Below are 22937 nucleotides of genomic sequence, written 5' to 3' on the forward strand. Positions count from 1 at the left end.
ACGCGGCGGAGCCATCCTGTCGGCAGCAGCGCCGTGACGGGGACCTCCCGGCGCGGTATTCACTGCCGCGGGGGGCCGTTGTCGCGCAGCGTCGTTCGCCTGTGACGCTCGGCGACCACCGCTCCTACGCGACTCCGGCGAACAGATCGGTCTCGTGGCCTCGCTCGTCACGCTCGCCGGCCGCCGTCCCGCGCACCAGCCGGAAGTACTCCGTCGACATGGTCTGCGGCCCGATCCGCTCGTACATCAGGAAGAACACGTCGTCGGCGGTCACCTGCGTCGCATGGGCGGCCAGCGCCGCCATCTTCGCCTCGACATGCTCGGGCGCCACGATGGCCGAGGTGACCGCGTCGTCGTCGCACCCCAGCGGCAGGTCGTCCGGATCCATCTCGCTGAACCAGCCACCGAGGCCGAGTTCCCGCGCCCGTACGACGCTCTCCCGCAGCCGGCTGCGGGGAATCGCCGTCCAGTACACCTTCGGCACGTCCCAGGCAGCGCCCAGGTCCGGCCGGAACGACGGCGCGGCAGCCAGCGCAACGGCGTACGTGGTGACCCGGTGGGCCTGGATGTGGTCGGGATGCCCGTACGCGCCGTAGTCGTCGTAGGTGACGACCACCTGCGGCCGCAACGACCGCAGAACCTCGACGAGGTCCGACGCCGCCGCCAGGATGTCACTGCGCCAGAACGAGTCCGGATGATCGTTGCTGGCGGTGCCCATCATGCCGGAGTCGCGGTAGCGACCGGGGGCACCCAGCAGCTGCCAATCGGTGATCCCCAGAATCGCCATCGACGCGGCCAGTTCACCGGCCCGGTGCGGCCCGAGTTCGTCGCGCTGCGAGGACGCGAGATGAGCCAGCTCCGGGACGAGGACCTCGCCTTCCTCGCCCAAGGTGCAGGTGACCAGCGCGACATGCGCACCCTCGCTGACGTAGCGCGCCATTGTCACGCCGGACCCGATGCACTCGTCGTCAGGATGGGCGTGCACGAACAGGATCCGGCGCTGCGCGGTCATGTCGCGAGCGTACGTCGGCCGGCCCGGCCCGCCCGGCTGGACCGACCAGTCCGCGAAGATGCCGCCATGACCGCACCGGCACCGTCGCATCACCGCGACGTCTCGGACTCGTACCCGCGGCAGCGCGCCCGCACCCGCTCGTTCCGGCTGGGCGCCCCGACCGCGGTGACGGTCTCCGCCGACGGGTCCCGTGTCCTGTTCTGTCGCAGTGTGCACGGCACCGATCCGGTGAATCGGCTGTGGGCGCTCGAGGTGCCGGCCACCGGCCCGCTACCGCCGCCGCGCTGTGTCGCCGACCCGACCCGGCTGCTGGCCGGCGACGGCGAGCAGCTGCCGGCCGCCGAACGGGCACGGCGCGAACGGGTTCGCGAAGTCGCCGCCGGGATCACGACGTACGCCGTGGACCGTGCTGGACGACAGGTCACCTTCGCCCTGTCCGGCGTGCCGTGGGTCGTGGATCTGGACTCCGGCGAACCGCCGCGCGCCCTGCCCGCGCCCGGACCGGTGCTCGATCCGCGCCCGGATCCGACCGGGCAGCAGGTCGCGTTCGTCAGCGACCGCGGGCTCTATGTGGCCGACCTGCGCTCCGGGGAACTGCGCGAACTGGCCCGCCCGGACACCGCCACCCAGACCTGGGGGCTCGCGGACTTCCTGGCCGCCGAGGAGCTGGGACGTACCCGCGGTTTCTGGTGGTCGCCGGACGGGTCGCACCTGCTGGTACAGCTGACCGACGAGTCGGCCGTGGCGACGTGGTGGATCGCCGATCCGGCGCGACCGGAACTGCCGGCCACCGCACATCGCTACCCGGCAGCCGGGGCGACCAACCCGCAGGTGTCACTGTGGCTGTTCGATTCGGATGGCGGCCGGCGGGAGATCGAGTGGGACGTCGCGGAGTTGCCGTACCTGGTCGAGGTGCATTGGGGTGAGCACGGCGACCCGCTGCTGACCGCGATGAGCCGCGACCAGCGCCGCGTCGTCACCTACCGGATCGATCCGCGCACCGCCACCGCGACAGCGGCCGCCGAACGCCACGACCGCTGCTGGGTGGAGCTGGTTGCCGGTGTCCCGCAGCTGGTTGCCGGTGGACGGCTGCTCGACGTCACCGACGACAACGGCAACGACACCCGCCGGCTGACCTTGGACGGTGTCGCGCTGACTCCACCGGGGCTGCAGATCCGGGCGGTGCTGGGCTGCACCGACGACGCCGCGATCGTCTCGGCGACAACCGAACCGGTCGACACCCAGCTCGTCCGGGTCGGCTGGGACGGCACGGTCACCCCGCTGACCGAGGGCCCCGGATGGCGTACCGCCCGGGCCGGCGCGGCGGTGCTCGTGGTCTCGCAGACGACGCTGGACACCACCGCGACGACGACGACCGTGCGGCGTCACGGCGTGGCGCTCGGCGACCTGGACAGCTACGCCGAGACCCCGGTCATCTCACCCGCGGTGACCTTGGTGCGCAGTGGATCTCGCGCCCTGCGCACGGCGGTGCTGTTCCCGCGTGACCATACCCGCGGCAGCCGCCGGCTGCCGGCCATCCTGTCGCCGTACGGCGGCCCGCACGCGCAACGGGTGGTGGCCTCGGGACTGTCGTTCGGTACCGAGCAGTGGATCGCCGACCAGGGCTTCGTGGTCGTCGTCGCCGACGGCCGCGGCACGCCCGGACGCGGGCCGGCCTGGGAACGCGGGGTCTACCGGGATCTGGCGACACCGGTGCTCGACGATCAGGTGGCGGCGCTCGACAGCGTGCTGGCGTCCTACCCCGACGATGTCGATCCAGACCGGGTGGGGATCCGCGGCTGGTCCTTCGGCGGCTACCTGGCCGCGCTGGCCGTCCTGCGCCGGCCCGACCGGTTCCACGCAGCGGTCGCCGGTGCGCCGGTCACCGACTGGCGGCTGTACGACAGTTGCTACACCGAGCGGTACCTGGGACATCCGGCGGACGACCCGGAGCCGTACGAACGCACGTCGCTGCTGCCGATCGCCGCGCAACTGCGGCGGCCGTTGTTGCTGGTGCACGGCCTCGCCGACGACAACGTCGTTGCCGCACATACCCTTCAGCTGTCCGCCGCGTTGCTGGCCGCCGGCCGCGAGCACTCCGTGTTGCCGCTGTCCGGGGTCACCCACATGACCCCGCAGGAGGTCGTCGCGGAGAACCTGCTGCGCTTGGAGATCGCCTTCTTCGGGCAGCAGCTGGCCGCCGGCTGACCCGGCACGACGGCGTTGCGTCCGTCCGCGACGGGTCAGTCCGCGAGGGTCAGTCGGCGTCGCGCGGGTCGACGAACTCGGCACCGGACGGCTCGGCAGTTCCCATCGGCGCGACCTCGCTGATCACCTCGAGCGGGTGCGGCACCGGACGAGCCGTGAGCACCGGATCATCCTGCGGCGGTGCTGGTCCCACGATGATCCGGCCGGCCGCCGTCGACTCCTCCGGGAAATGGCAGGCGACGAGGTGGTCGGGGCGCAGTTCGTCGAGAGCGGGAACCTCGTCCCGGCATCGGTCCTGGGCCTTCCAGCACCGGGTGCGGAAGACGCAGCCGGACGGCGGCGCAACCGGACTCGGCGGATCGCCCTGCAGCCGGATCCGCTCGCGACGCGCACCGGTCGCATCGGCCGGCAAGGGGACCGCCGACAGCAGCGCGTGGGTGTAGGGATGCAACGGGCTGTCGTAGAGCGCATCCCGATCCGCCACCTCGACCACCCGGCCGAGGTACATGACCGCGACGCGGTGGGACAGGTGGCGTACGACGGCCAGGTCGTGGGCCACCAGCACGTAGCCGACGCCGGTCTCGTCCTGCAGTTCTGCCAGCAGGTTCAGCACCTGCGCCTGGACCGACACGTCCAGCGCGGACACCGGCTCGTCGCAGACGATCAGCTTGGGCCGCAGGGCGATCGCGCGGGCAATGCCGATGCGCTGCCGCTGCCCGCCGGAGAACTCGTGGGGATACCGTCCCTGGTCGGCAGCGGCCAGACCGACTCGCTCCAGCAGCTCACCGACCGCCTGCCGTGTCCCGCCGGGCGGCGTCACCCCGGCGATCTGGAATGGCGCCGCGATGCTCGAACCGACTGTCCGGCGGGGGTTCAGCGCGGAGAACGGGTCCTGGAACACCATCTGCAGGTCGCGCCGCAGCGGTCGCATCGCCCGTGACGACAGCGAAGTGATGTCGCGACCCGCGAAATGCACCGACCCGGACGTCGGGTCGAGCAACCGGATCATCATCCGGGCGGTCGTCGTCTTGCCGCAGCCGGACTCACCGACGATCCCCAGCGTCTGGCCGGCCCGGACCTGCAGTGAGACACCGGAGACCGCCGTCACCTCGCCGCGACGGCGGCCCCGGATCCCGAACCGCTTCGTCAGGTCCTGGACGTCGAGCAGGACGTCGTCGGTCGCGCTCACAGCACCGCCCGTACGTCGCTGGCGAGGATCTGCTCCCGCTGCTCGGCCGTGAGATGGCAGCGCGTGCGATGCCCCGCAGCGACGTCGAGAAGCTCCGGGTCCGCAACCACGCAGCGGTGTCCGCTGACCAGCCCGGGGTACGGGCACCGCGGCTCGAAGGCGCAGCCGGCGGACCGGTGGTAGGCCGGCGGCGGCGACCCGGGGATGGGGGCGAGGCGTTGCGAGCGAGGACGATCCAGCCGCGGGACCGAACCGAGCAGAGCCCAGGTGTAGGGCATCTGGGGGTTCCGCAGCACTTCGTCGCTCCGGCCAGCCTCGACGGCCCGGCCGGCGTACATCACCACGACATCCTCGGCCACCTGACCGACGATGCCGAGATCATGGGTGATCAGCAGCAGCGCCGTGCCGAGTTCGCGGCGCAAGTCGACGAACAGGTCCAGCAACTGCGCCTGCACCGTGACGTCCAACGCCGTGGTGGGCTCGTCGGCGACCAGCAGGTCCGGCTCGCACACCAAGGCCATGGCCAGCAGGACCCGTTGCCGCAGACCGCCGGACAGCACGTGCGGGTGGTCGTCGTACCGCCGCGCCGGGTCGGCGATACCCACCCGGCCGAGCATGTCCAGTGCCCGTGAACGGGCCTGCCGCCGGCTGACGTCGTTGTGCGCCCGGTAGGCCTCCGCGACCTGCTCGCCGACGGTGAAGTACGGGTGCAGGCTCGTCCCCGGATCCTGGAACACCATGGCGATCCGGTCGCCGCGCAGCCGCCGCAGTTCTCGATCCGGCATCGTCAGGATGTCGAGACCGTCGAGGCTGATCCCGCCGGTCACTGCGGTCCGTCGCCGATCGTGCAGGCCGAGCAGCGCGAGTGCGAGCGCGGACTTGCCGGAGCCCGATTCGCCCACCAGCGCAAGCGATCCACCTCGCTCGAGCCGGAGGTCGACGCCGTCGACGGCCGTGACCGCGCCTGCGTCGGTCCTGAAGCGCACCCGCAGGTCGGCGACCTCCAGCAGGGGAGCACTCACCGGGTCATCCTCACCCTCGGGTCGAGGAAGCCATAGCTCACGTCGACGACGAGGTTGGCCAGCACGATGAACACCGCGGCCACGACCGTCACGCCCATGATGACCGGCAGATCCCGCGCCGCGATCGCGTCGTACGACAACAGGCCCAGCCCGGGGAGGCTGAACGTGACCTCGGTCAGGATGGCACCGCCGAGCAACGCCCCCAGATCGAGGCCGAGCAAGGTCACCAGCGGGGTGAGCACGGGCCGCATGGCGTGCTTGCCGACGATCCGCCGGCGCCGCAGCCCCTTGGCGCGCGCGGTCCGGACGTAGTCCTCCCCCAGCGTGTCGAGCATCGTGCTGCGAGTCACCCGGGCGTAGACGGCGGCGTACAGGAATGCCAGCGCGATCCACGGCAGCACGAGATTGGCGAACCACAGGTACGGCGATTCGGTGAACGGGACCCAGTGCACGTCCGGGAACCAGCGCAGCCAGCTCGGGCCGTAGCTGAACGCGGCCAGCAGCAGCATGCCGGTGAAGAAGACCGGCATGCTGACACCGACCAGCGATACAGCCACCGCCGCCCGGTCGAGCAGGGTTCCCCGGCGCAACGCCGACAGCACGCCCAGCCCGATACCGACCAGCAGCCACAGCACGGCCGCGCCGAGAGCCAGCGACAAGGTCACCGGGAACCGGTCGACGATGAGTTCGGTGACGGGCTGGTTGAGCCGGAAGGAGTAGCCCAGACACGGTGCGGCGCACTGCACCGTGGTGACCCCGTCGGAGTACTCGCGGCCGGCAACGACGCCACTGACCCACGTGGCGTACTGCTGCACGAGGGGTTGATCCAGGCCCAGCCGTGATTCGACCGCGGCGATCTGGGCCTCGTTGGACACCTTGCCGACGTACAGGTAGGCGGGGCTCACACCGGTGAGGGTCGGCACCACCTGGAAGACGACGAACGTGACGATGCTGATGATCCACACCACGACGACGGCGCCGAGGAGGCGCCGCAGGACGTACCACGCCACCGCTCCCCCTCCACCGGTCCTGGTCGCCCGCTGGCGTTGCGGACCGGAACCGGGCCGGTCCCCGACGGGCTGAACCCCGGCAGCGTGGTGATCTGCTGCCGGGGTCAGTGTCAGGCCAGTGGCCGGCTCACTTGCCGTCCGACACCCCGATGTTGACCAGGTCGTAGTTGTTGCCGAGGCCGCCGTTCAGGTAGACGTTGGTCAACCGCGGTGCGCGATAGCGCAACACGCGATCCCAGACGTACGGCAGGTAGCTCGCGCTGTCCATGACGGCGTGGTTGATCGACGTGTTGACCTCGGCTTGAGCCGCCGGGGACGGATCGCCGGACTTCGGCGAGGCGAGAGCCTGGTCGACCACCGGGCTGCGCAGCAGGGCGAAGTTCGTGTTGCCCTCGTCCGAGATCATGTCGGAGGACACGATCGGCGCCCAGAGGCCCTGCGCGTTGGGGAAGTCCGGTGTCCAGTTGACGACCATGAGTCCCAGTTTCTGGTCGACCACCGTCTGCTGGCTGCCGATGTAGCCGAAGTAGTCCGGCGGGTTGATCGCCTTGGCCGCCACGGTGATACCGACGCGCGCGAGCGCCTCCTGGAAGGCGGCGAACTGCGCCTGGCCCTTCTCTGTCGCCGCGTAAGCAACATTGGTGCTGAATCCATTCGGCTGGCCGCACTCGGCGAGCTTGGCCTTCGCCGTGGACACGTCGCCCGAGCCGTCGGTCCCGCTCGGGTACGGGTCGTAGGCCGGATCGTTGCCCGGCAGGTTCAGCGGCACCATGTTCGTGGCGATCTCGCCGGCCATGTCGCCGCCCTGCGCGAGCAGTGCGCTGCGCTTGTTCAGCGCGTAGAAGACCGCCTCGCGGCAGGCCTTGTTGTCCAACGGAGCCACACTCGGGGTGACCGCCAGGTACGAGATACTCCCGGTGACCGGGGCGTCGGCGTTGGCCTTGAGGGTGGAATCGGTCAGGATCTTGGTCTGGAAAGCGGACTGAACGCCGGTGTCGACCACCAGGTCGAGGGTGCCGGCTTCCAGCCGGGCATCAGCGTCGGCGCTGTTGCTGAACACCGTCAGGCTGACCGTCGACACCTTCGGCGACCTGATGCTGTCGCTGTCCTGGTTCCACTTGTCGTTGCGCACCAGGGTCATCGAGACGCCCGGCTTGTAGTCGGAGATCTTGAACGGCCCGGAGGCCACCGGGTGACTGCCGTACTTGCCGCCAGTGTCCTTCGCCTTGGGCACCGGAGCCGCGACCGGCAACGCCATCACGTAGTCGAAGGCGGGGTACGGCTTGCGCAGCGTGAACACGATCGTCGAGGGATCCGGTGTCGTCACGCTTGTCAGATCCTTGGCCCCGCTCTTGTAGGGGCCCTGATACGCCGGGTTTCCCTTGTCGTCCATCTCCGTCAGCAGCGGGATCAGGTACTGGCTGGGACCACCGCTGATCTGCTCGACGTCGAAACTCCGCTCGATGCCGTACTTCACGTCCTGGCTGGTGATCGGAGTGCCGTCCTCAAACGTGATACCCGGCTTCAGGGTGTAGGTCCAGACGGTCGCGTCGGCGTTGCGCTTCCCGGGCCCGGTCGCGAGGTCGCCGACGATCTCGGTCCCGCCAGGTCCGGGTTTGGGCGCGTAGCCCACCAGCGTGCGGGTCATCAGCCGCTGCAGGTCCCAGCACCAGGTGAGGTAGGTACGAGCGGGATCCCAACTGTCGCAGTCGGCGCTGGCCGCCAGCCGCAACGTGCCGCCGGTCGCCGACGACGGGTTGACCACCGAGGTGACGGCCGCGTCGAACCCCGACGGCGCGGGGCTCGAAGCGGCCGGACCGCGGGCGCTGGAGCTGGTACAGGCGCTGAGCGCCAGGACCGCGACCCCCGTGACCGCGACGACAGCCGGGAACGATCGGGAGGTGCTCATCAAGGTGTCCGCCTTCATACGGGGGTGACTCGAGCTTCGGAAGGGCCTCTGCCGCAATCGGTTCGTCATCACGTGGCCCCCTTGGGGTCCAGCGCGTCGCGTAGTCCGTCGCCGAACAGGTTGAGCGCGAGAACGGTGAGCAGGATCGCGACACCGGGAGCGAGCATGTACAGCGGATAGACCGAGAACGTCGCCATGGCCGTCGACAGCATCTGTCCCCACGACGGCGTCGGTGGCTCCAAGCCGACGCCGAGGAACGACAGCGCCGCTTCGGCCAGGATGTACGTGGGCACCAGCAACGTCGCGTACACGATGAGCGTGCCCAACAGGTTGGGCAGGATCTCCCGCCGCAGGATGAACAGCCGGCTGGCACCCAGACTGCGGGCGGCGTCGACGAACTCTCGCTCGCGCAGCGAGAGGACCTGGCCCCGGACCACCCGGCCGATGTAGGCGAAACCGAAGAAGCCGATGATCAGGACCAGTACGGCGACGTCGAGCGCAGTGCCGCCGATGCCCAGGACGCTGTCCACGTCGCGCAGGATCACCACCAGCGCAATCGAGAACAGCAGCACCGGGAAGGCGAGCATCAGGTCCATGAAACGACTGATCAACGAGTCGGCCACTCGACCACCCGACCCCGCAACGACGCCGGCCACCAGGCCGAGAACGACCGACAGCGCCGCTGCCAGTACGGCGATCACCAAGGAGTACCGCGCGCCGTACAGAATCCTGGCGAGCGTGTCACGGCCGTTGGCCGGCTCCACGCCGAGGGGATGCTGGATCGTCATGCTGTCCCACGGCGGCTTGGGCAGGGTGGTCGACGAATCGATCAGGTCGATGTTGAACTGCTGCGGATCGATACCGAGGACGCGACAGATCACCGGAGCGAAGACCGCCGCGGCCACCACGAGGCAGACGACGACGAATGCGCCCATCGCCACCCGATCGCGTCGCAACCGTCGCCACGTCGAGGAGGGCACGCTCACAGCCAGTGATGGCGAGGCGGGCCCGGGCAGTGCCGCGGGAGCGGTTGTCGACATGGCGCACGCCTCCTTCGGCCGCGTCCGATCTCCTTCCCCCGGGGGACACGCGCACCGTACGTGACCACGACGCGGGAGTCCTGCTGACAGGCCGGAGCCTCAGCGATGGTGATGCGAGCGACAGCAGTTCGGCCTACCGGCCAGCGACGCGGCTGTGCCCCGGACGGCTCAGCTGCGGACCCGGGACCGGCTGCGTGCCTTCTCCCGTTCGGTGGCGCCCAACAGAACCTTCCGGATCCGGACGTTCGCTGGGGTCACCTCGATGCATTCGTCCTCGCGGCAGAACTCCAGGGCCTGCTCCATGGACATCTGCTTGTGCGGGATCAGCGGGACCAGGACGTCACTGGAGGACTGACGCATGTTCGTCAGCTTCTTCTCCTTGGTGGGGTTGACGTCCATGTCGTCGGCACGAGAGTTTTCCCCGACGATCATGCCCTCGTAGACCTCGGTCCCCGGCCCGACGAACATCGTCCCGCGCTCCTGCAGGTTCGCCAGGGCGAAGCCGGTGGTGGGCCCACGCCGGTCCGCCACCAGGGAACCGGTGGGGCGAGTTCGCAGGTCACCGTGCCAGGGCTCGTACCGGTCGAAGACATGGTGCAGCAGACCGGTACCCCGGGTCTCGGTCAGGAACTCGGTACGGAATCCGATCAGTCCACGGGCCGGCACGACGTACTCCATCCGGATCCACCCGGTGCCGTGATTCACCATCTGCTCCATGCGGCCCTTGCGCAGCGCCATGAGCTGGGTGATCACCCCGAGGTAGTCCTCGGGAATGTCGATCGACAGGTGCTCCATCGGCTCGTGCACCACGCCGTCGACGACCCGCGTCACGACCTGCGGCTTGCCGACGGTCAGTTCGAACCCCTCGCGGCGCATGATCTCGACCAGGATCGCCAATTGCAGCTCGCCGCGGCCCTGGACCTCCCAGGTGTCGGGCCGTTCGGTCGGCTCCATGCGGATCGACACGTTGCCGACCAGTTCGGACTCCAGCCGGCTCTTGACCAGCCGCGCGGTGAGCTTCGTGCCGCTCTGCCCGGCCAGCGGCGAGGTGTTGATGCCGATCGTCATCGAAATGGACGGCTCGTCGACGGTGATAGCCGGCAGCGGGACCGGATTCTCGGGGTCGGCCAGCGTCTCGCCGATCGTGATCTCCGGGATACCCGCCACGGCAATGATGTCGCCGGGACCGGCCTGCTCGGCCGGCACTCGTTCCAGCGCCTCCGTCATGAGCAACTCGCTGACCCGCACCCGCTCGGTCGTCCCGTCCGCACGGCACCAGGCGACCGACTGACCCTTGCGGATGGTGCCGGCGCGGACCCGGCACAGTGCCAGCCGGCCCAGGTACGGCGAGGCGTCCAGGTTCGTCACATGCGCCTGCAGCGGTGCGCCTTCGGAGTAGGCCGGCGCCGGGACCGTCGCCAGCAACGTGGCGAACAGCGGCTCAAGGTCCTCACTGTCGGGCAGACCGCCGTCAGCCGGGCGGGTCAGCGAGGCACGGCCGGCCCGGGCGCTGGCGTAGACGATCGGGAAATCGATCTGACTGTCGTCGGCATCCAGATCGAAGAAGAGTTGGTACGTCTCGTCCACGATCTCCGCGATGCGGGAATCGGGCCGGTCGACCTTGTTGACGACGAGCACCACCGGCAATCGCTTCTGCAAGGCCTTCCGCAACACGAACCGGGTCTGCGGCAAGGGGCCCTCACTGGCGTCGACCAGCAACAGCACCCCGTCGACCATCTCGAGGCCGCGTTCGACCTCGCCACCGAAGTCCGCGTGTCCGGGGGTGTCGATGATGTTGAGCGTGACGCCTCCGGCCGGTGCCGCGGGTCCGGCGTACCGCACCGCGGTGTTCTTGGCCAGGATCGTGATGCCCTTCTCACGCTCCAGGTCCATCGAGTCCATGACGCGCTCGGCGACGTCCTGGTTGGCTCGGAATGCACCGGACTGCCACAGCATCGCGTCCACCAGCGTGGTCTTGCCATGGTCGACGTGGGCGATGATCGCGACGTTGCGCAGGTCTTCGCGTACGGGCATGCGTTGGTCGCTCGATTCGTCGGAGGCGGTCCCGGCAGCCTACCGGCCGTGAGCGGCCTGCTCGTCGTCGGCCGGTAGCGCTGCAGCCTCCGTACTGGCCAGGTAGGCGCGCCAGCCACCGAATCGGGTGATGTCCTGTGCGTCGCCGATGACGTGGGTCTCGCACCGGAATCCGAGGACTTCGCGGCCGTCGCCGAGTTCGATCCGGCCAAGTCCCAGCGGTGCCGGGATCTCGGTCAGCAACGAGCCCAGGGCTTCGGTCGACAGCCGGTAGATCTCGACCTCGATCGAGGCACCGCGTCCGGGATCGCGGACCAGACCCGGGCGGCGCACCGAATCGCCCGGCAGCGCATAGAGCCGGTAGTCCGGCGCAGTCGCATTCGGCCCGACCAGAACAGCGCCGCGGTCGGTGAGTTGGTAGTGCAACGGCAGGCCGGCCAGATGGGCACCCACGACCGCAAGGTCAACCCAGCCGTCGGTGGAGATCCGGGCAGGGAGGCTCGCAGCGACCGAGGCCCTGGCCGTGCCTGCGGGGGGCATGGCCGAGCGGCTGGCTATCGAAGCAGTAGCCACGTCGTCGGCCGGCACGATTTCGCCGGTGGCAGCAGCCAACCGCAGACATCGGGCGTGTACGGCCGAGCCCAGGGACAACAGCGCGTCGTCATGACCGGCGGGGGCCAACAGGGTGATGCCGAACGGCTGGCCGGCCGGGGTGAACGCCGCCGGGACGGCCACCGCGGACAGGTCCAGAAGGTTCGCGAACGTCGTGTAGTGCCCCAGGGTGCTGTTCAGGTTCACCGGGTCAGCCACGACATCGGCGACCGAGTAGCTCGTGGCCACGGTCGGCAGCAGCAGCGCATCGATCTCCGCCCAGACCGGCTCGACGGCACGGGCGAGCTCCGCCAGGGCATACCGGCCACGGAACATTTCGACGCCGGAGACGGCGTCGCCGCGGTCCAGGATCGACCGAATGACCGGATGCACCGATTCGGGCCGCGACCGGACGAAGTCACCCACCGCAGCCGATCGTTCGGCGACCCACGGCCCGTCGTAGAGCAACCTGCCGGCAGCCAGGAACGCCGCGAGATCGACATCGACGACGCTGATGCCGCTCCTGATCAGCCGATCGACGGTGCCGCCGTAGGCGTGCCGAAAGTGCGTGTCGCCGAAGAACTCCCACTGCTGACGCACCGGGACGCCGATCGTGACCGTGGTCAAGTCGGCTGGCTGTGGTGCGGCGGCGGGCAGCGGCAGCCGCCGGGAGTACGGATCGGCGTCGTCGTATCCGGCGATGAGCGCCATCACCTCGGCGCCGTCGGCCACGCTCAACGAGAACACGCTGACGCAGTCCAGCGACCGGCACGCCGGGACAACTCCGGTGGTGCTGACCAGGCCACGGGACGGCTTGATACCGACCACGTTGGTCAGGGCGGCAGGGACCCGGCCCGAGCCGGCCGTGTCCGTCCCCAGGGCGAACGACGCCAGGCCCGCCGATACCGCGACCGCAGAGCCGGAACTGGATCCACCCGCGATGAACGAGGGATCGAAAGGTGACCGGCACGCACCGTATGGCGAACGGGTACCACTCAGGCCGGTGGCGAACTGGTCAAGATTCGTCTTGCCCACGAGGATCGCCCCAGCGGCCACCAGCCTGGCAACGACAGCGGCGTCGCGCTCGGGCCGATAGCTGAAGTCCGGGCATCCGGCGGTCGTCGGCAGGCCGGCGACATCGATGTTGTCCTTGACCGCGAACGGGATCCCGAACAGTGCCGGCAACGGCAGGCCCTGCTCACGGTTTACCCGCAGCAGCCGGTCCAGCTCCGAGGCTCGCGCCGCCAGGTCGTCAGACGCCACGACCGAGATCCAGACGTTCTCCGCCGCCGACGATTCACGCCGGTTCACGATGATGCGGACGACGTCGCCGACGGTCAGCTGACCGGTTCGGTAGGCCTGGTGCAGGGCCGGAATCTGCAGCGACGTGAGTCCGTCGTCGTACTGCAGCGGAATCGGCGCGGATTCGCGCTGCGCTCTCACGCCGGCAGCGGGGCGACCAGCGACTGCAGCAACGCCTCCGATGTCGCGACCGCACCGAACACCCCGCCCTGCATCGTGACCATCTTCAAGGCCGCGGCGTAGTTGCCGAGGTCCGTGGCGCCCGTGCAGTCCGACAGCAGCAGGCATTCGTAGCCCCGGTCGTTCGCGTCCCGCATCGTGGTGTGAACGCAGACGTCCGTGGTGATGCCCGTCAGGATGATGTGGGTGATACCACGGGTTCGCAGCAGCAGGTCCAGATCGGTCGCGTAGAACGACCCTTTGCCCGGCTTGTCGATGATCATCTCGCCGGGCAGCGGAGCGACTTCGGGCACGATCTCCCAGCCCGGTTCGCCGCGGGTGAGAATCCTGCCGCACGGTCCGCTGTCGCCGATTCCGGCACCGATCCGGCGAGACCGCCACAGCTTGTTGGCCGGGAGGTCGGACAGATCGGGGCGGTGGCCCTCACGGGTATGGACGATGGTGAAGCCCAGCGGCCTGGCGACCTCCAACATGGCGGCGGTCGGCGCCAGACCGGCACGGGTCAACGACAGGTCGTAGCCCATGGCGTCCACGTAACCGCCGGGACCACAGAAGTCGACCTGCCAGTCGATGTTGATGATCGCGGTCGTGCTGGCCTGGAAGGTGCCGTCGTACGGCCACGGGTACGGATCGGCGGCGACCGCTCCGAAGGTGGTGATGGCGGCAGAGTCCGTCACGGACATGCTGGCTCCTCGGCGTTTCGGGCGTTTCAGGATCGGGATGGATCAGCAACTCTGCAGAGCTGCGAGGACGGCAGGAGTGGTGCCGACGGCGCCGAAGATGCCGCCGGACATCTCGATCATGGACACCGCAGCTGGAGTCAGGCTCGGATCGGCTGCGGCGCAGGCATCGACGACGAGCAGGCACTCGAAACCGCGGTCGTTCGCCGAGCGCATGGTGGAGTGGACGCTGGTCTCCAGACCGATTCCGCCGATGAGCACCTGGTCGACACCCCAACTGCGCAACGCATGATCCAGCGAAGTTCCGAAGAAGCCGTCGATCCCCGCGGCGACCATCGTGACGTCGGCGGCCGCGGCCAGCGGGCCGTCTGCGCTGCCGCCGGCAGCTGCTCCCGCCCACTGCACCGAGGCTCTCGGACGTCCCGGTGGAATAGTGGCGACGTGCACCACCTTGCCGCCGACCGCAGTCACAGCCGCTGCGATCCGCACGGCAGCAGCCGTCGATTCGCTCTGCGGCGCAGCACTTCCGGCTTCCATCGGTGACACCAGCACCAGGACGAGCCGGCGCGGATCGAGCCTGCCGTCGAAGGGCCACGGGTACGGCGTCGTACCCGCAACCCCGGAAACGGGTGCGTCGGCCATGAATCTCACCTCACCGACCTGCCGGGTTCCGCCAGCCCGTGCCTGCCGGCACGGGCTGGCGGAAGCGGACCTCTACTTGGTGGTACCGACGACACCCTTGACGAAGTAGTCCATCGTCTCGATCTGGTCGACGGTCAACGACGTGCCTGCCGGCACGATCAACGTGCCGTCCTGCTTGTACAGCGGCCCGGTAAACGGCGTCCACCCGCTCTTGAGCTTCGCTGTGGCCGCGTCGACCAACGCCTTGGTCTGGGCGGTGACCGACGGTCCGTAGGCCGAGGAGATGAAGGGGTTCTTCCCGCTGGCCATGTTCGCCCGATAGTTGGCGTTGTAGGTACTGCCGGTGAACTTGCCGTCGATGGCCGTCTTGACGATGTCGACGTACAACGGTCCCCAATTCCACTCGGAACCGCCGAGCCAGCCCTTGGGCGCCAGCGAGGAAGCGTCCGCGTGATAGCCCACCGTGTACTTTCCGGCGTTCTCGGTCGCCTGGATGATGGTCTTGGTGCAGTCCTGGTGCTGGGTGACGACATCGACCCCCTGGCTGAGCAACGCGGCGATCTTGTCCGCCTGCACCGGCGGGTCACACCAGGGGTTCGTCTGCGACGGCGTCGAGACGGCGATCGTCTGCGACTGTGGCGTGACCGACTGCGCCCCGAGCTCGAAGGCGTTGATGTTGGCCAACGTCTGCGGGATCGGGATCGCGTAGACGTACCCGAGCTTGTCCGAGGTGGTCGCCGCTCCGGCCAGAATTCCGCCCAGATAGACCGGCTCGTAGACAGCCCCGAAGTAGGAGCCGACATTCGCGGGAATCGGTGTCGGGATGAGACCACCCTGATGCACGACCACGACGTCGGGGTGGGCCTTCGCCACCTTCAGGGCCGTCTGCAGGTGGCCGTAACTGGTAGCGAAGATGATCGTCGCGCCATCGGAGATCATCTGCTCCATGGTGGTCGCAGCGGAGTCGTTCTCCGGAATGCTGTACGCATCGATCACTTCCACGTTCGGATAGGCCTTGCGGATCGCCTGCGCGCCCTGGAACACCGCCTGGTTGTAGCCGTAGTCGTCCTTCGGCCCCACCGCGATGATCCCCACCTTCGTCGCGCCCTGCCCGGGCGCCGTGCCGCCGGAGGGGCTCGACGACGTGGCGGGGCTCGAGCAGGCGGCCAGCGCCATTCCGACGGCCGCTATCGAAGCCAGCAGCCCGACGCGGGTTCTCCCGATTCTCATGATCTTCCTTTCGAGGTTCCGCAAGCGCGGAGCGGACGTGGATACAGGACGCGACCGTTGTCCTGCGGCACAACGACACACAGCGGGATCAGGCGATGCTGTGCGCTAAGTCGTCTTGCTGTTGTCGAGCACGCGAAGCAGCTCGTCAGGCGCTGCCAGCAGCGTGCGTTTGCCGAGGATGGCGAGAATGGCCAGGGTCAGGACGAAGGGAAGCGCACCGAGGATCGCCTGGTTGACCGCGATTCCCTGCGTCTGCAGCGCGCTGCCCAGCGACAACGCCACCCCGAACAGGTAGGAGCCGGCCAGCACCAGGATCGGATTCCACATCGCGAAGATGACCAGGGCTACGGCGATGAATCCTCTTCCCGCAGTGACATTCTCGTACCACGTCCCCTGAGTCAGTGCCAGCGAGATCTGGGCCCCGCCGACACCCGCCAGCGCGCCGCCCACTGCGACGGCTGCGCACCGGACCTTCACGACGCTGTACCCGTGGACTTCGAGCGCGTCGGCGCGCTCGCCGGCCGTCCGGACGATGAGTCCCGCCCGGGTCCGGAACAACACCCACCAGAGCAGGGGTGCGGCGAGGTATCCCAGGTACGTCAGCGGATCGTGATCGAACAACACCGGCCCCACCAGCGGAATCGAGGAGAGTCCCGGTATCGCCCAGGTCTGGAAGAAGTTGATCGTCCCGGAGACGTACGGAGCGCCGTAGAGCGCCGTGAGGCCGAAGGCCAGAAAGACCAGCGCCAGCCCACTGGCGAACTGGTTCGCCCCCCGCAGGACGACGAGTACGGCGTGCACGCTGGCCAGCAGCGCCCCCAACGCCGCACCGCCGAGCACGCCGAGCCGCGGCGAACCGGTGGCGGAGGTCGCGACGTACCCACCGAGCGCACCGACGAGCATGCTTCCCTCGGTGCCCAGGTTGATGACGCCGGCTCGCTCGGAGATGGTCTCGCCCAGACCCGCGTACATGATCGACGTACCGCCGACCACGGCGCTGGCCAGGATCTGCTCGATCACGGCTTCGCCCCCTTCTTGGTGGTCCAGCCGAGAACGGCGATGAGGACGAGGCCCAGCAGGATGTTCACCGTCGGTGCCGGCAGACCCGACCGCAGCTGCAGACTGTCGCCGGCGATGGCGATGGCTGCCAGCGCGAACGAGGCGACCAGGACCGGGATGGGCCGATGCCGGGCAAGCCAGCTGGCGAGGAAGCCCAGGTATCCGATGTTGGCCCCGAACGTCGAGACGAGTTGATATTCCTTGCCGGTCAGGTGGATGACCCCGGCGAGACCGGCAAAGGCGCCACCAAGCAGGAGAGCGCCCAGCAACAGCTTCCGGACGTTGAAGCCGGCCCGGCGCGCGGCCTCGGCGTTACCGCCGACGACCGAGAGGCGGAATCCCCAGGTCGTGAACCGCAACAGCACCCAGACGGCCACCGTCGCGATGACCGCGATGGCGATACCGATATGGACCTTGGAACTACCCAGGACCGGCAGCAGGGCGCCCGTCTCAAGCTCCCGACTGGCGATGCGGCCGTTCTGACCCGGATCACGCCAGGGACCGATGATCAAGTACTGCATGACGAAGAGCGCCACGTAGTTCAGCAGCAGGGTCGTCACCGCTTCGTTGACCCGGACCGTCAGCCGCATCGCTGCGGCCACCCCGGCCCACAGGGCGCCGGCCACCGTCCCCGCCACGAGCATGAGGATCAGCACCACGGTGCCGTTGACGCGCTGATCGAGCATGAGCCCGACCCCCGCGGCCGCGACAGCCCCGATGATCAACTGGCCCTCGCCGCCGACGTTGACCATCCCGCCTCGAGCTGGGACGACGACCGCGAGGGCAGTCAGCACGATGGGTGTCGCCAGGATCAGGATCTGCTGCAACGACGTACCGCGCGCCAGCGTCGACGACCAGATGTCGGAATACACCTGCAGCGGGTTGGCGCCGTTGGCCATGACGAAGGCGCCGAACACCACCAGGGCCCCCCCGAGCGCGACCACCCATCGCAGCGTCGTCGCCAGCGCTCGGGAAGCCAGACTCTCCCCAGGAGCCTCCGCCGGACTCGGCGGTGGTCCAGCAGGCTCCGCCGGCGCCGGCTCGGCCGAGACGGTGACGCTCATGCGGCTCCTCCGAGCATCAGTTGGCCGATCCGCTGGCGGTCGAAGTCGGCAGCGGCCACGATTCCCGCCACGTGGCCGTCGTGCATGACCACGATGCGATCGGCAACCGACATCAACTCGTCGAGATCTTCGGAAACCATGAGAATCCCTGCCCCCGTGGCTCGTTGCTCCAGCAGCACCTCTTGAGTTCGCCGGGTATTGGCGATGTCGAGCCCCCGGCTGGGATAGGCGGCCACGACCAAGGCGGCAGGCTGCCCGAGTTCCCGCGTCAGAATCACTCGCTGAATGTTTCCCCCGGACAGTTCCGCCACCTTGCGGTGCGGAGCGGCGATGCGCAGGCCGACCCGCTTGTCGAACTCGGCGGTGCGATCGGCGACGACCTTCCAGTCGATTCCCCACCGTCGGCGCGGCAGCGCCTTGCCGTCCAGAGCCATGTGCTGCACCACGTCCAGCCGGGCGACCACGGAGTCCGCGACGGGATCCTCGGGGATCGTCACCGCTCCAGCAGCCAACGCGGCCCGCGGCGACTCCTTGCCCAACGCCGCATCGGCCAATCGGACACTCCCGGCGGTGACCGGGCGCAGCCCGACTGCCACATCGCACAGTTCGCGTTGCCCGCTGCCGGCAACCCCCGCGACTCCGACGAGTTCGCCGGGGAACACCTCGAAGGTGATGCCCTTGAGCGCCTCGTGCCCCCGGTCGCCGTTGGCGCGAACGCCATCCAGGGCCAGGACACTGCGCTGCCCGACGCTGACCGGATCGCGCTCCCGCGTCAACGGCGCAACCCGGCGGCCCACCATCGCCTCGATCAGTTCCGGGTCGGAGTAGTCGCCAGGCTTGGCCCCGTTGAGGACCACCCGACCGCCACGCAGCACCGTGACCCGGTCGGCGATCGTCCGTACCTCGCCCAGCTTGTGCGTGACGATGACGATGCCGAAGCCGTTGTTGCGCAGCTGATTGACCACGCTGAACAGCGCTGCGACCTCTTGCGGTGCCAGCACGCTGGTCGGCTCGTCCAGGATGACCAGACGGGCGCCGGTCATCAGGACCTTGAGGATCTCGGCGCGCTGCCGCTCGCCGATCGACAGGTGCCGCACCTTGGCTTCGGGATCCACCGCGAGGCCGTGTTCGGCACTGGCGGCGGCGATGCGCGCCGACAGACGATCCAGGCCGAGGGTGAGGCCGCCCGGTATGGCCAGGGCCACGTTCTCCGCGACGGTCAGTGCCGGCACCAGGCGAAGGTCCTGAAACACCATGCCGATGCCCAGTGCGCGTGCATCGGCCGGGCTGCCCGGCGCCACGACGGTTCCAGCCACCAGCATCTTCCCGTCGTCCGGAACATAGATTCCGTAGATCATCTTCAGCAGCGTGCTCTTGCCGGCGCCGTTCTCCCCGACCAGCGCATGGACCTCGCCAGCAACGACATTGAGGTCCACATCGGTGTTCGCCTTGACCTCACCGAAGTGCTTGGTGAACCCGAGGACCTCCAGCAGCGGCGCCGGCGGACCGGTATGCCGTTCGCCTCGTGGGTTGGGAACGATGGGGGCCGGCTCCGCAGTGGCAGCCGACTCACTCGGGAACTCGGTCATGGTCGAGCACCCCGGTGCAGCGCCATCTGCGTGATGGCGTGGACCGCCCGCCGTTCGACTACCGCCATCGACTCACCGACATTGCGCCGCAGTTGTTCCACTGCTTCGTCGATGTCACCGGCGATGACCGCACGGATGATGGCCAGGTGCTGCACGATCGTCAGCTCGATGCGGTCTGCGGTCAGGAAGTCGTACATCCGCACCGGACGGATCCGGGCGTTCACGGTCTCCAGGGTCTCGGTGAGCAGCGGGTTGCCGGCGGCGATGCTGAGACGGACGTGGAAGTCCTCGTCGAAGTCGACGAACTGCGAGTCCGGAGCCGGCGGCGACTCCTGCAGGCCCTCCCACGTGGTCAGCAGGTCGGCCATCACCGCGGGATCGTGAGGTACCCCTGTCTCCAGGACCCGTTGCAGGCCACGGGTTTCCAGTGCAATGCGCAGTTCGTAGAGGTCGCGCAACTGGGTGACGTCCGGCTCGGCGACCTCGTAGCCGCCGTCGCTGGAACGTCGCAGCAGCCGATCGGCGTGCAACCGCACCAGGGCCTCCCGAACCGGGGTCCGGGACACCTCCAACAAGGCGGCGAGCGGTTCTTCGGCGAGCCTGGTCCGCGTCGGGAAGTCCCCGGCCAGGATCCGGCGGCGCAGGTCGGCGTAGACCTCTTCGCGTCGGAGCCGGGCCCGGGAGGCACGACGACGTCCCAGTGAGGCGACGCCGGACTGGGCGGTATCCGAACCGGTATCCAGAGCCGTGCCCGGCCATGTGTCCGGAGCTGCATCCATGGGCCGGGACGCTAGGGAGGCCGAGTTTCGGCCGACAGCGTGGCGCGTAACGATCAGGTGAGCAGGCGGCCCAGGTCGTTGCGCCGACGTTTCGTCAGCGCAACGGTCCGCCCTTGGCTAGGTCGCCGCCCGCAACGCCGTACGCGCCGGTTCGACGTCACCGGGAAGCCACGCCACCGCGTCGAAGTCCGCGAGGCCGACCCACTGGATCGCGTCGTGCTGCTCGGCCGGCAGCGGCTGGGCACCCACGGCCAGCCGCGCCAGGTACACATGCAGGACGTACGTGTCGCCGGGCAGCCAGTCGCCGCCGATCCGTGCCCCCGGCTGGATGTGTACCCGGAGTTCTTCTGCGATCTCGCGGACGAGCGCGGTGTGGTCGTCTTCGCCCGGCTCGACCTTGCCGCCAGGCAGTTCCCAACCGCCGGCCAGCTCCGGCGGTTCGACCCGCCGCGCAGCCAGCAACCGACCGTCCCGGATGATCGCTGCCCCGACGACGAGCTGCCGGCCCGTCAGATCCGGCCGCGGCTCGCGCCCTGAACCGGCGGCATAGCTCACGCGCCGCGATTCTGCCAGGCTCGCCACATGCCGCGACTTCTGGACGCCGCCGAACTCGAACGCCAGCTGGCCGGTCTGCCCGGCTGGCACGGCTCCTCGGAGATGATCCGGAGCGCCTACACCTTCCCTGACTTCCTCACCGGCATCCAGGCCGTCGGGGCCGCGGCGAACGAGGCGGAAGAACTGAACCACCATCCCGACATCGACATCCGGTGGCGCACCGTGTCGTTCGCTCTGTCCACGCACGATTCGGGCGGGGTGACCCAGCTGGATATCGAGCTGGCGCATCGCATCCACGACAGTTGCACCCAAGTGGGTGGCACCACGGCCACCGGTTAGCCCGGCAGGCGAGCCTGCGGCGCGGCCTTTCCTTACCTGGCTCTGACATTCCGCTCAGCTGGTCCTGAGGTTGCCGCGGTTGGCTGTGATGGCCCGCCGACCGCAGGAGGCGTCGTGAGTGACATCAGGTGGCCACCGTCGGCGTCGACCACGGTCGCGCCGGGGCCGTACCCCGCTGCCCCGCCGTACCTCGACGCAACCGACACCGAGCCCAGGCCGCCGGACAGCCCCCCACCGCCTGGGCCTGGGACCTCGACCGGCACGGCCGGCCGCCGCCGGTGGTCGGCGCTGGCCATCGCCGCCGCGGCGCTGCTCATCCTCGGTGCTGCCGCTGGATTCGGTGCGGGCAGGGCGATCTTCCCCTCGTCCGCAACGGATCCCACGGCGTCGGCGTTCAGCCCGGGACGGACCAGCCCGCTCCCCGGCCCGGGCGCCGGGACAGTTCCGGGCGACGTGCCGCCAGCCGAGCGGGGGTCGGGCGGGGCTGACTCGGGCGGGGCTGGCTCGGGCGGCACGGCCGACGGTTCCGCCGGCAGCCCGAGCGCGGCGGCGGCCGCCGTCATCACGCCATCGATCGTGAACATCACGACGACCATCAATTTCGGCTCTGGCCAAGCCGCCGGCACCGGCATCGTGCTGACGGCGGACGGGCTCGTGCTCACCAACAACCACGTGATCAGCGGCGCCACCACGATCTCGGCGGAGCTCGCGTCGAACGGCGCGACGTACCGCGCCACCGTGGTCGGCTACGACAAGTCTCACGACATCGCGCTGATTCAACTGACGAAGGCGAGCGGGCTGTCGCCGGCCACCTTCGCCCACGACGACGTGGCGATCGGGGACATCGTCGTCGGGGTCGGCAATGCCGGTGGCGACGGCGGGGCGCCCAGTGTCGCGGCGGGCAAGGTCACCGGGCTGAACGAGACGATCACCGCGACGGATGCCTCGGACGGCAGTTCCGAGACCCTCCACGGCCTTATCGAGACCGACGCAGCGATCCGCTCCGGTGACTCCGGTGGGCCGCTGGTCGACACCGACGGTGCCGTGGTCGGCGTCAATACCGCCGCCTCTGCTGCCGCCACGGGACAGGGTCCGACGAACCGGCGCGACGCGGTACAGGGCTATGCGATTCCCAGCAGCGTCGCACTGGGGATCGCCGAGCAGATCCGGTCCGGCAAGGCGACCGACACGATCCACATCGGGCCGACCGCATTCCTCGGAGTTCAGGTGGCCGGCGCGGCGTCCGGAGGTGTCCAGATCGCCGGCGTCGTCGACGGTTCGGCGGCAGCCAAGGCAGGACTCGCCGCCGGGGACGTGCTGACCACCGTCGACGGCACCCCGGTGCGCGATCCGAATGCGCTGAGCCAGGTCATGAATCGCCTGGCCCCCGGGGACAAGGTCGCGGTGAGCTGGCGCGATGCCAGCGGCAGCCACACCGCCACGGTCACCCTCACCGAAGGCCCCGCCGGCTGACACCGAGCCCGGCCAACCAGCCGACGGGCA

19 protein-coding genes are annotated in these 22937 nt (G+C 69.2%); 3 read left to right on the forward strand and 16 right to left on the reverse strand.

Features of this window, described 5'->3' with window-relative positions; translation table 11 throughout:
- Positions 1–124: 124 nt before the first annotated feature.
- Positions 125–1012: an N-acetyl-1-D-myo-inositol-2-amino-2-deoxy-alpha-D-glucopyranoside deacetylase gene (gene mshB, locus EPO13_10925; protein TAK68605.1), complete on the reverse strand. Its 888-nt coding sequence runs from the start codon at positions 1010–1012 to the stop codon at positions 125–127.
- A 66-nt stretch (positions 1013–1078) separates the two neighbouring features.
- On the opposite strand from mshB, the gene EPO13_10930 reads away from it, so the two are divergent.
- A complete protein-coding gene (locus tag EPO13_10930) occupies positions 1079–3220 on the forward strand; it encodes a S9 family peptidase (protein TAK68606.1) in 2142 nt (713 codons plus the stop codon).
- Between the two features lie 49 nt (positions 3221–3269).
- Here EPO13_10930 and EPO13_10935 read toward each other — a convergent pair whose 3' ends face one another.
- The 15 genes from EPO13_10935 to EPO13_11005 all read right to left on the reverse strand — a co-directional run bounded on the left by EPO13_10935 (position 3270) and on the right by EPO13_11005 (position 21053).
- Positions 3270–4469, reverse strand: a complete 1200-nt coding sequence (locus EPO13_10935) for an ATP-binding cassette domain-containing protein (protein TAK68712.1) — start codon at positions 4467–4469, stop codon at positions 3270–3272.
- Positions 4406–5431 (reverse strand): ABC transporter ATP-binding protein, encoded by a 1026-nt coding sequence (locus tag EPO13_10940; protein ID TAK68607.1) that lies wholly within the window; start codon positions 5429–5431, stop codon positions 4406–4408. The genes EPO13_10935 and EPO13_10940 overlap by 64 nt, the downstream gene beginning before the upstream one ends.
- Positions 5428–6441, reverse strand: coding sequence for an ABC transporter permease (locus EPO13_10945; protein ID TAK68608.1), 1014 nt, complete (start codon positions 6439–6441; stop codon positions 5428–5430). Before EPO13_10945 ends, EPO13_10940 begins: the two co-directional genes overlap by 4 nt.
- 127 nt (positions 6442–6568) lie before the next feature.
- Positions 6569–8419, reverse strand: coding sequence for an ABC transporter substrate-binding protein (locus EPO13_10950; GenBank protein TAK68609.1), 1851 nt, complete (start codon positions 8417–8419; stop codon positions 6569–6571).
- Positions 8419–9390 carry an ABC transporter permease gene (locus EPO13_10955; GenBank protein TAK68610.1) on the reverse strand — a complete coding sequence of 324 codons (972 nt, stop codon included), beginning with the start codon at positions 9388–9390 and terminating at the stop codon, positions 8419–8421. The genes EPO13_10950 and EPO13_10955 overlap by 1 nt, the downstream gene beginning before the upstream one ends.
- Positions 9391–9558: 168 nt before the next feature.
- On the reverse strand, positions 9559–11424 hold the full coding sequence (gene typA / locus EPO13_10960; protein ID TAK68611.1) for a translational GTPase TypA: 1866 nt from the start codon (positions 11422–11424) through the stop codon (positions 9559–9561).
- A 39-nt stretch (positions 11425–11463) separates the two neighbouring features.
- The gene (gene atzF / locus EPO13_10965; GenBank protein TAK68713.1) at positions 11464–13425 is read right to left on the reverse strand and encodes an allophanate hydrolase; all 1962 of its coding nucleotides are present in this window, start codon (positions 13423–13425) and stop codon (positions 11464–11466) included.
- A 29-nt stretch (positions 13426–13454) separates the two neighbouring features.
- Positions 13455–14180, reverse strand: coding sequence for a cysteine hydrolase (locus EPO13_10970; protein TAK68612.1), 726 nt, complete (start codon positions 14178–14180; stop codon positions 13455–13457).
- Between the two features lie 42 nt (positions 14181–14222).
- Positions 14223–14819, reverse strand: coding sequence for a cysteine hydrolase (locus EPO13_10975; protein ID TAK68613.1), 597 nt, complete (start codon positions 14817–14819; stop codon positions 14223–14225).
- A 72-nt stretch (positions 14820–14891) separates the two neighbouring features.
- Positions 14892–16049, reverse strand: coding sequence for a BMP family ABC transporter substrate-binding protein (locus EPO13_10980; protein ID TAK68614.1), 1158 nt, complete (start codon positions 16047–16049; stop codon positions 14892–14894).
- 105 nt (positions 16050–16154) lie between these two features.
- Complete coding sequence (locus EPO13_10985; protein ID TAK68714.1) at positions 16155–17021, reverse strand: ABC transporter permease; 867 nt, start codon at positions 17019–17021, stop codon at positions 16155–16157.
- A gap of 44 nt (positions 17022–17065) precedes the next feature.
- Complete coding sequence (locus tag EPO13_10990) at positions 17066–18172, reverse strand: ABC transporter permease (GenBank protein ID TAK68615.1); 1107 nt, start codon at positions 18170–18172, stop codon at positions 17066–17068.
- Positions 18169–19761 carry an ABC transporter ATP-binding protein gene (locus tag EPO13_10995; protein TAK68616.1) on the reverse strand — a complete coding sequence of 531 codons (1593 nt, stop codon included), beginning with the start codon at positions 19759–19761 and terminating at the stop codon, positions 18169–18171. Before EPO13_10995 ends, EPO13_10990 begins: the two co-directional genes overlap by 4 nt.
- The gene (locus EPO13_11000) at positions 19758–20540 is read right to left on the reverse strand and encodes a GntR family transcriptional regulator (protein TAK68617.1); all 783 of its coding nucleotides are present in this window, start codon (positions 20538–20540) and stop codon (positions 19758–19760) included. The genes EPO13_10995 and EPO13_11000 overlap by 4 nt, the downstream gene beginning before the upstream one ends.
- Positions 20541–20657: 117 nt before the next feature.
- Positions 20658–21053 (reverse strand): NUDIX domain-containing protein, encoded by a 396-nt coding sequence (locus EPO13_11005; protein TAK68715.1) that lies wholly within the window; start codon positions 21051–21053, stop codon positions 20658–20660.
- Between the two features lie 69 nt (positions 21054–21122).
- On the opposite strand from EPO13_11005, the gene EPO13_11010 reads away from it, so the two are divergent.
- Positions 21123–21434, forward strand: coding sequence for a 4a-hydroxytetrahydrobiopterin dehydratase (locus tag EPO13_11010; protein TAK68618.1), 312 nt, complete (start codon positions 21123–21125; stop codon positions 21432–21434).
- A 114-nt stretch (positions 21435–21548) separates the two neighbouring features.
- The gene (locus tag EPO13_11015) at positions 21549–22907 is read left to right on the forward strand and encodes a PDZ domain-containing protein (protein ID TAK68619.1); all 1359 of its coding nucleotides are present in this window, start codon (positions 21549–21551) and stop codon (positions 22905–22907) included.
- Positions 22908–22937 lie beyond the last annotated feature (30 nt).

Source organism: Actinomycetota bacterium (genome assembly GCA_004297305.1).
Classification (GTDB): domain Bacteria; phylum Actinomycetota; class Actinomycetes; order S36-B12; family FW305-bin1; genus FW305-bin1.

Coding starts and splice junctions, on each gene's coding strand:
- EPO13_11010 (TAK68618.1), top strand. CDS start 21,123: ATGCCGCGACTTCTGGACGCCGCCGAACTCGAACGCCAGCTGGCCGGT.
- EPO13_10975 (TAK68613.1), bottom strand. CDS start 14,819: ATGGCCGACGCACCCGTTTCCGGGGTTGCGGGTACGACGCCGTACCCG.
- EPO13_11000 (TAK68617.1), bottom strand. CDS start 20,540: ATGGATGCAGCTCCGGACACATGGCCGGGCACGGCTCTGGATACCGGT.
- EPO13_10970 (TAK68612.1), bottom strand. CDS start 14,180: ATGTCCGTGACGGACTCTGCCGCCATCACCACCTTCGGAGCGGTCGCC.
- EPO13_10955 (TAK68610.1), bottom strand. CDS start 9,390: ATGTCGACAACCGCTCCCGCGGCACTGCCCGGGCCCGCCTCGCCATCA.
- mshB (TAK68605.1), bottom strand. CDS start 1,012: ATGACCGCGCAGCGCCGGATCCTGTTCGTGCACGCCCATCCTGACGAC.
- EPO13_10980 (TAK68614.1), bottom strand. CDS start 16,049: ATGAGAATCGGGAGAACCCGCGTCGGGCTGCTGGCTTCGATAGCGGCC.
- EPO13_10995 (TAK68616.1), bottom strand. CDS start 19,761: ATGACCGAGTTCCCGAGTGAGTCGGCTGCCACTGCGGAGCCGGCCCCC.
- EPO13_10990 (TAK68615.1), bottom strand. CDS start 18,172: ATGAGCGTCACCGTCTCGGCCGAGCCGGCGCCGGCGGAGCCTGCTGGA.
- EPO13_10985 (TAK68714.1), bottom strand. CDS start 17,021: ATGTACGCGGGTCTGGGCGAGACCATCTCCGAGCGAGCCGGCGTCATC.
- EPO13_10950 (TAK68609.1), bottom strand. CDS start 8,419: ATGACGAACCGATTGCGGCAGAGGCCCTTCCGAAGCTCGAGTCACCCC.
- typA (TAK68611.1), bottom strand. CDS start 11,424: ATGCCCGTACGCGAAGACCTGCGCAACGTCGCGATCATCGCCCACGTC.
- EPO13_10930 (TAK68606.1), top strand. CDS start 1,079: ATGACCGCACCGGCACCGTCGCATCACCGCGACGTCTCGGACTCGTAC.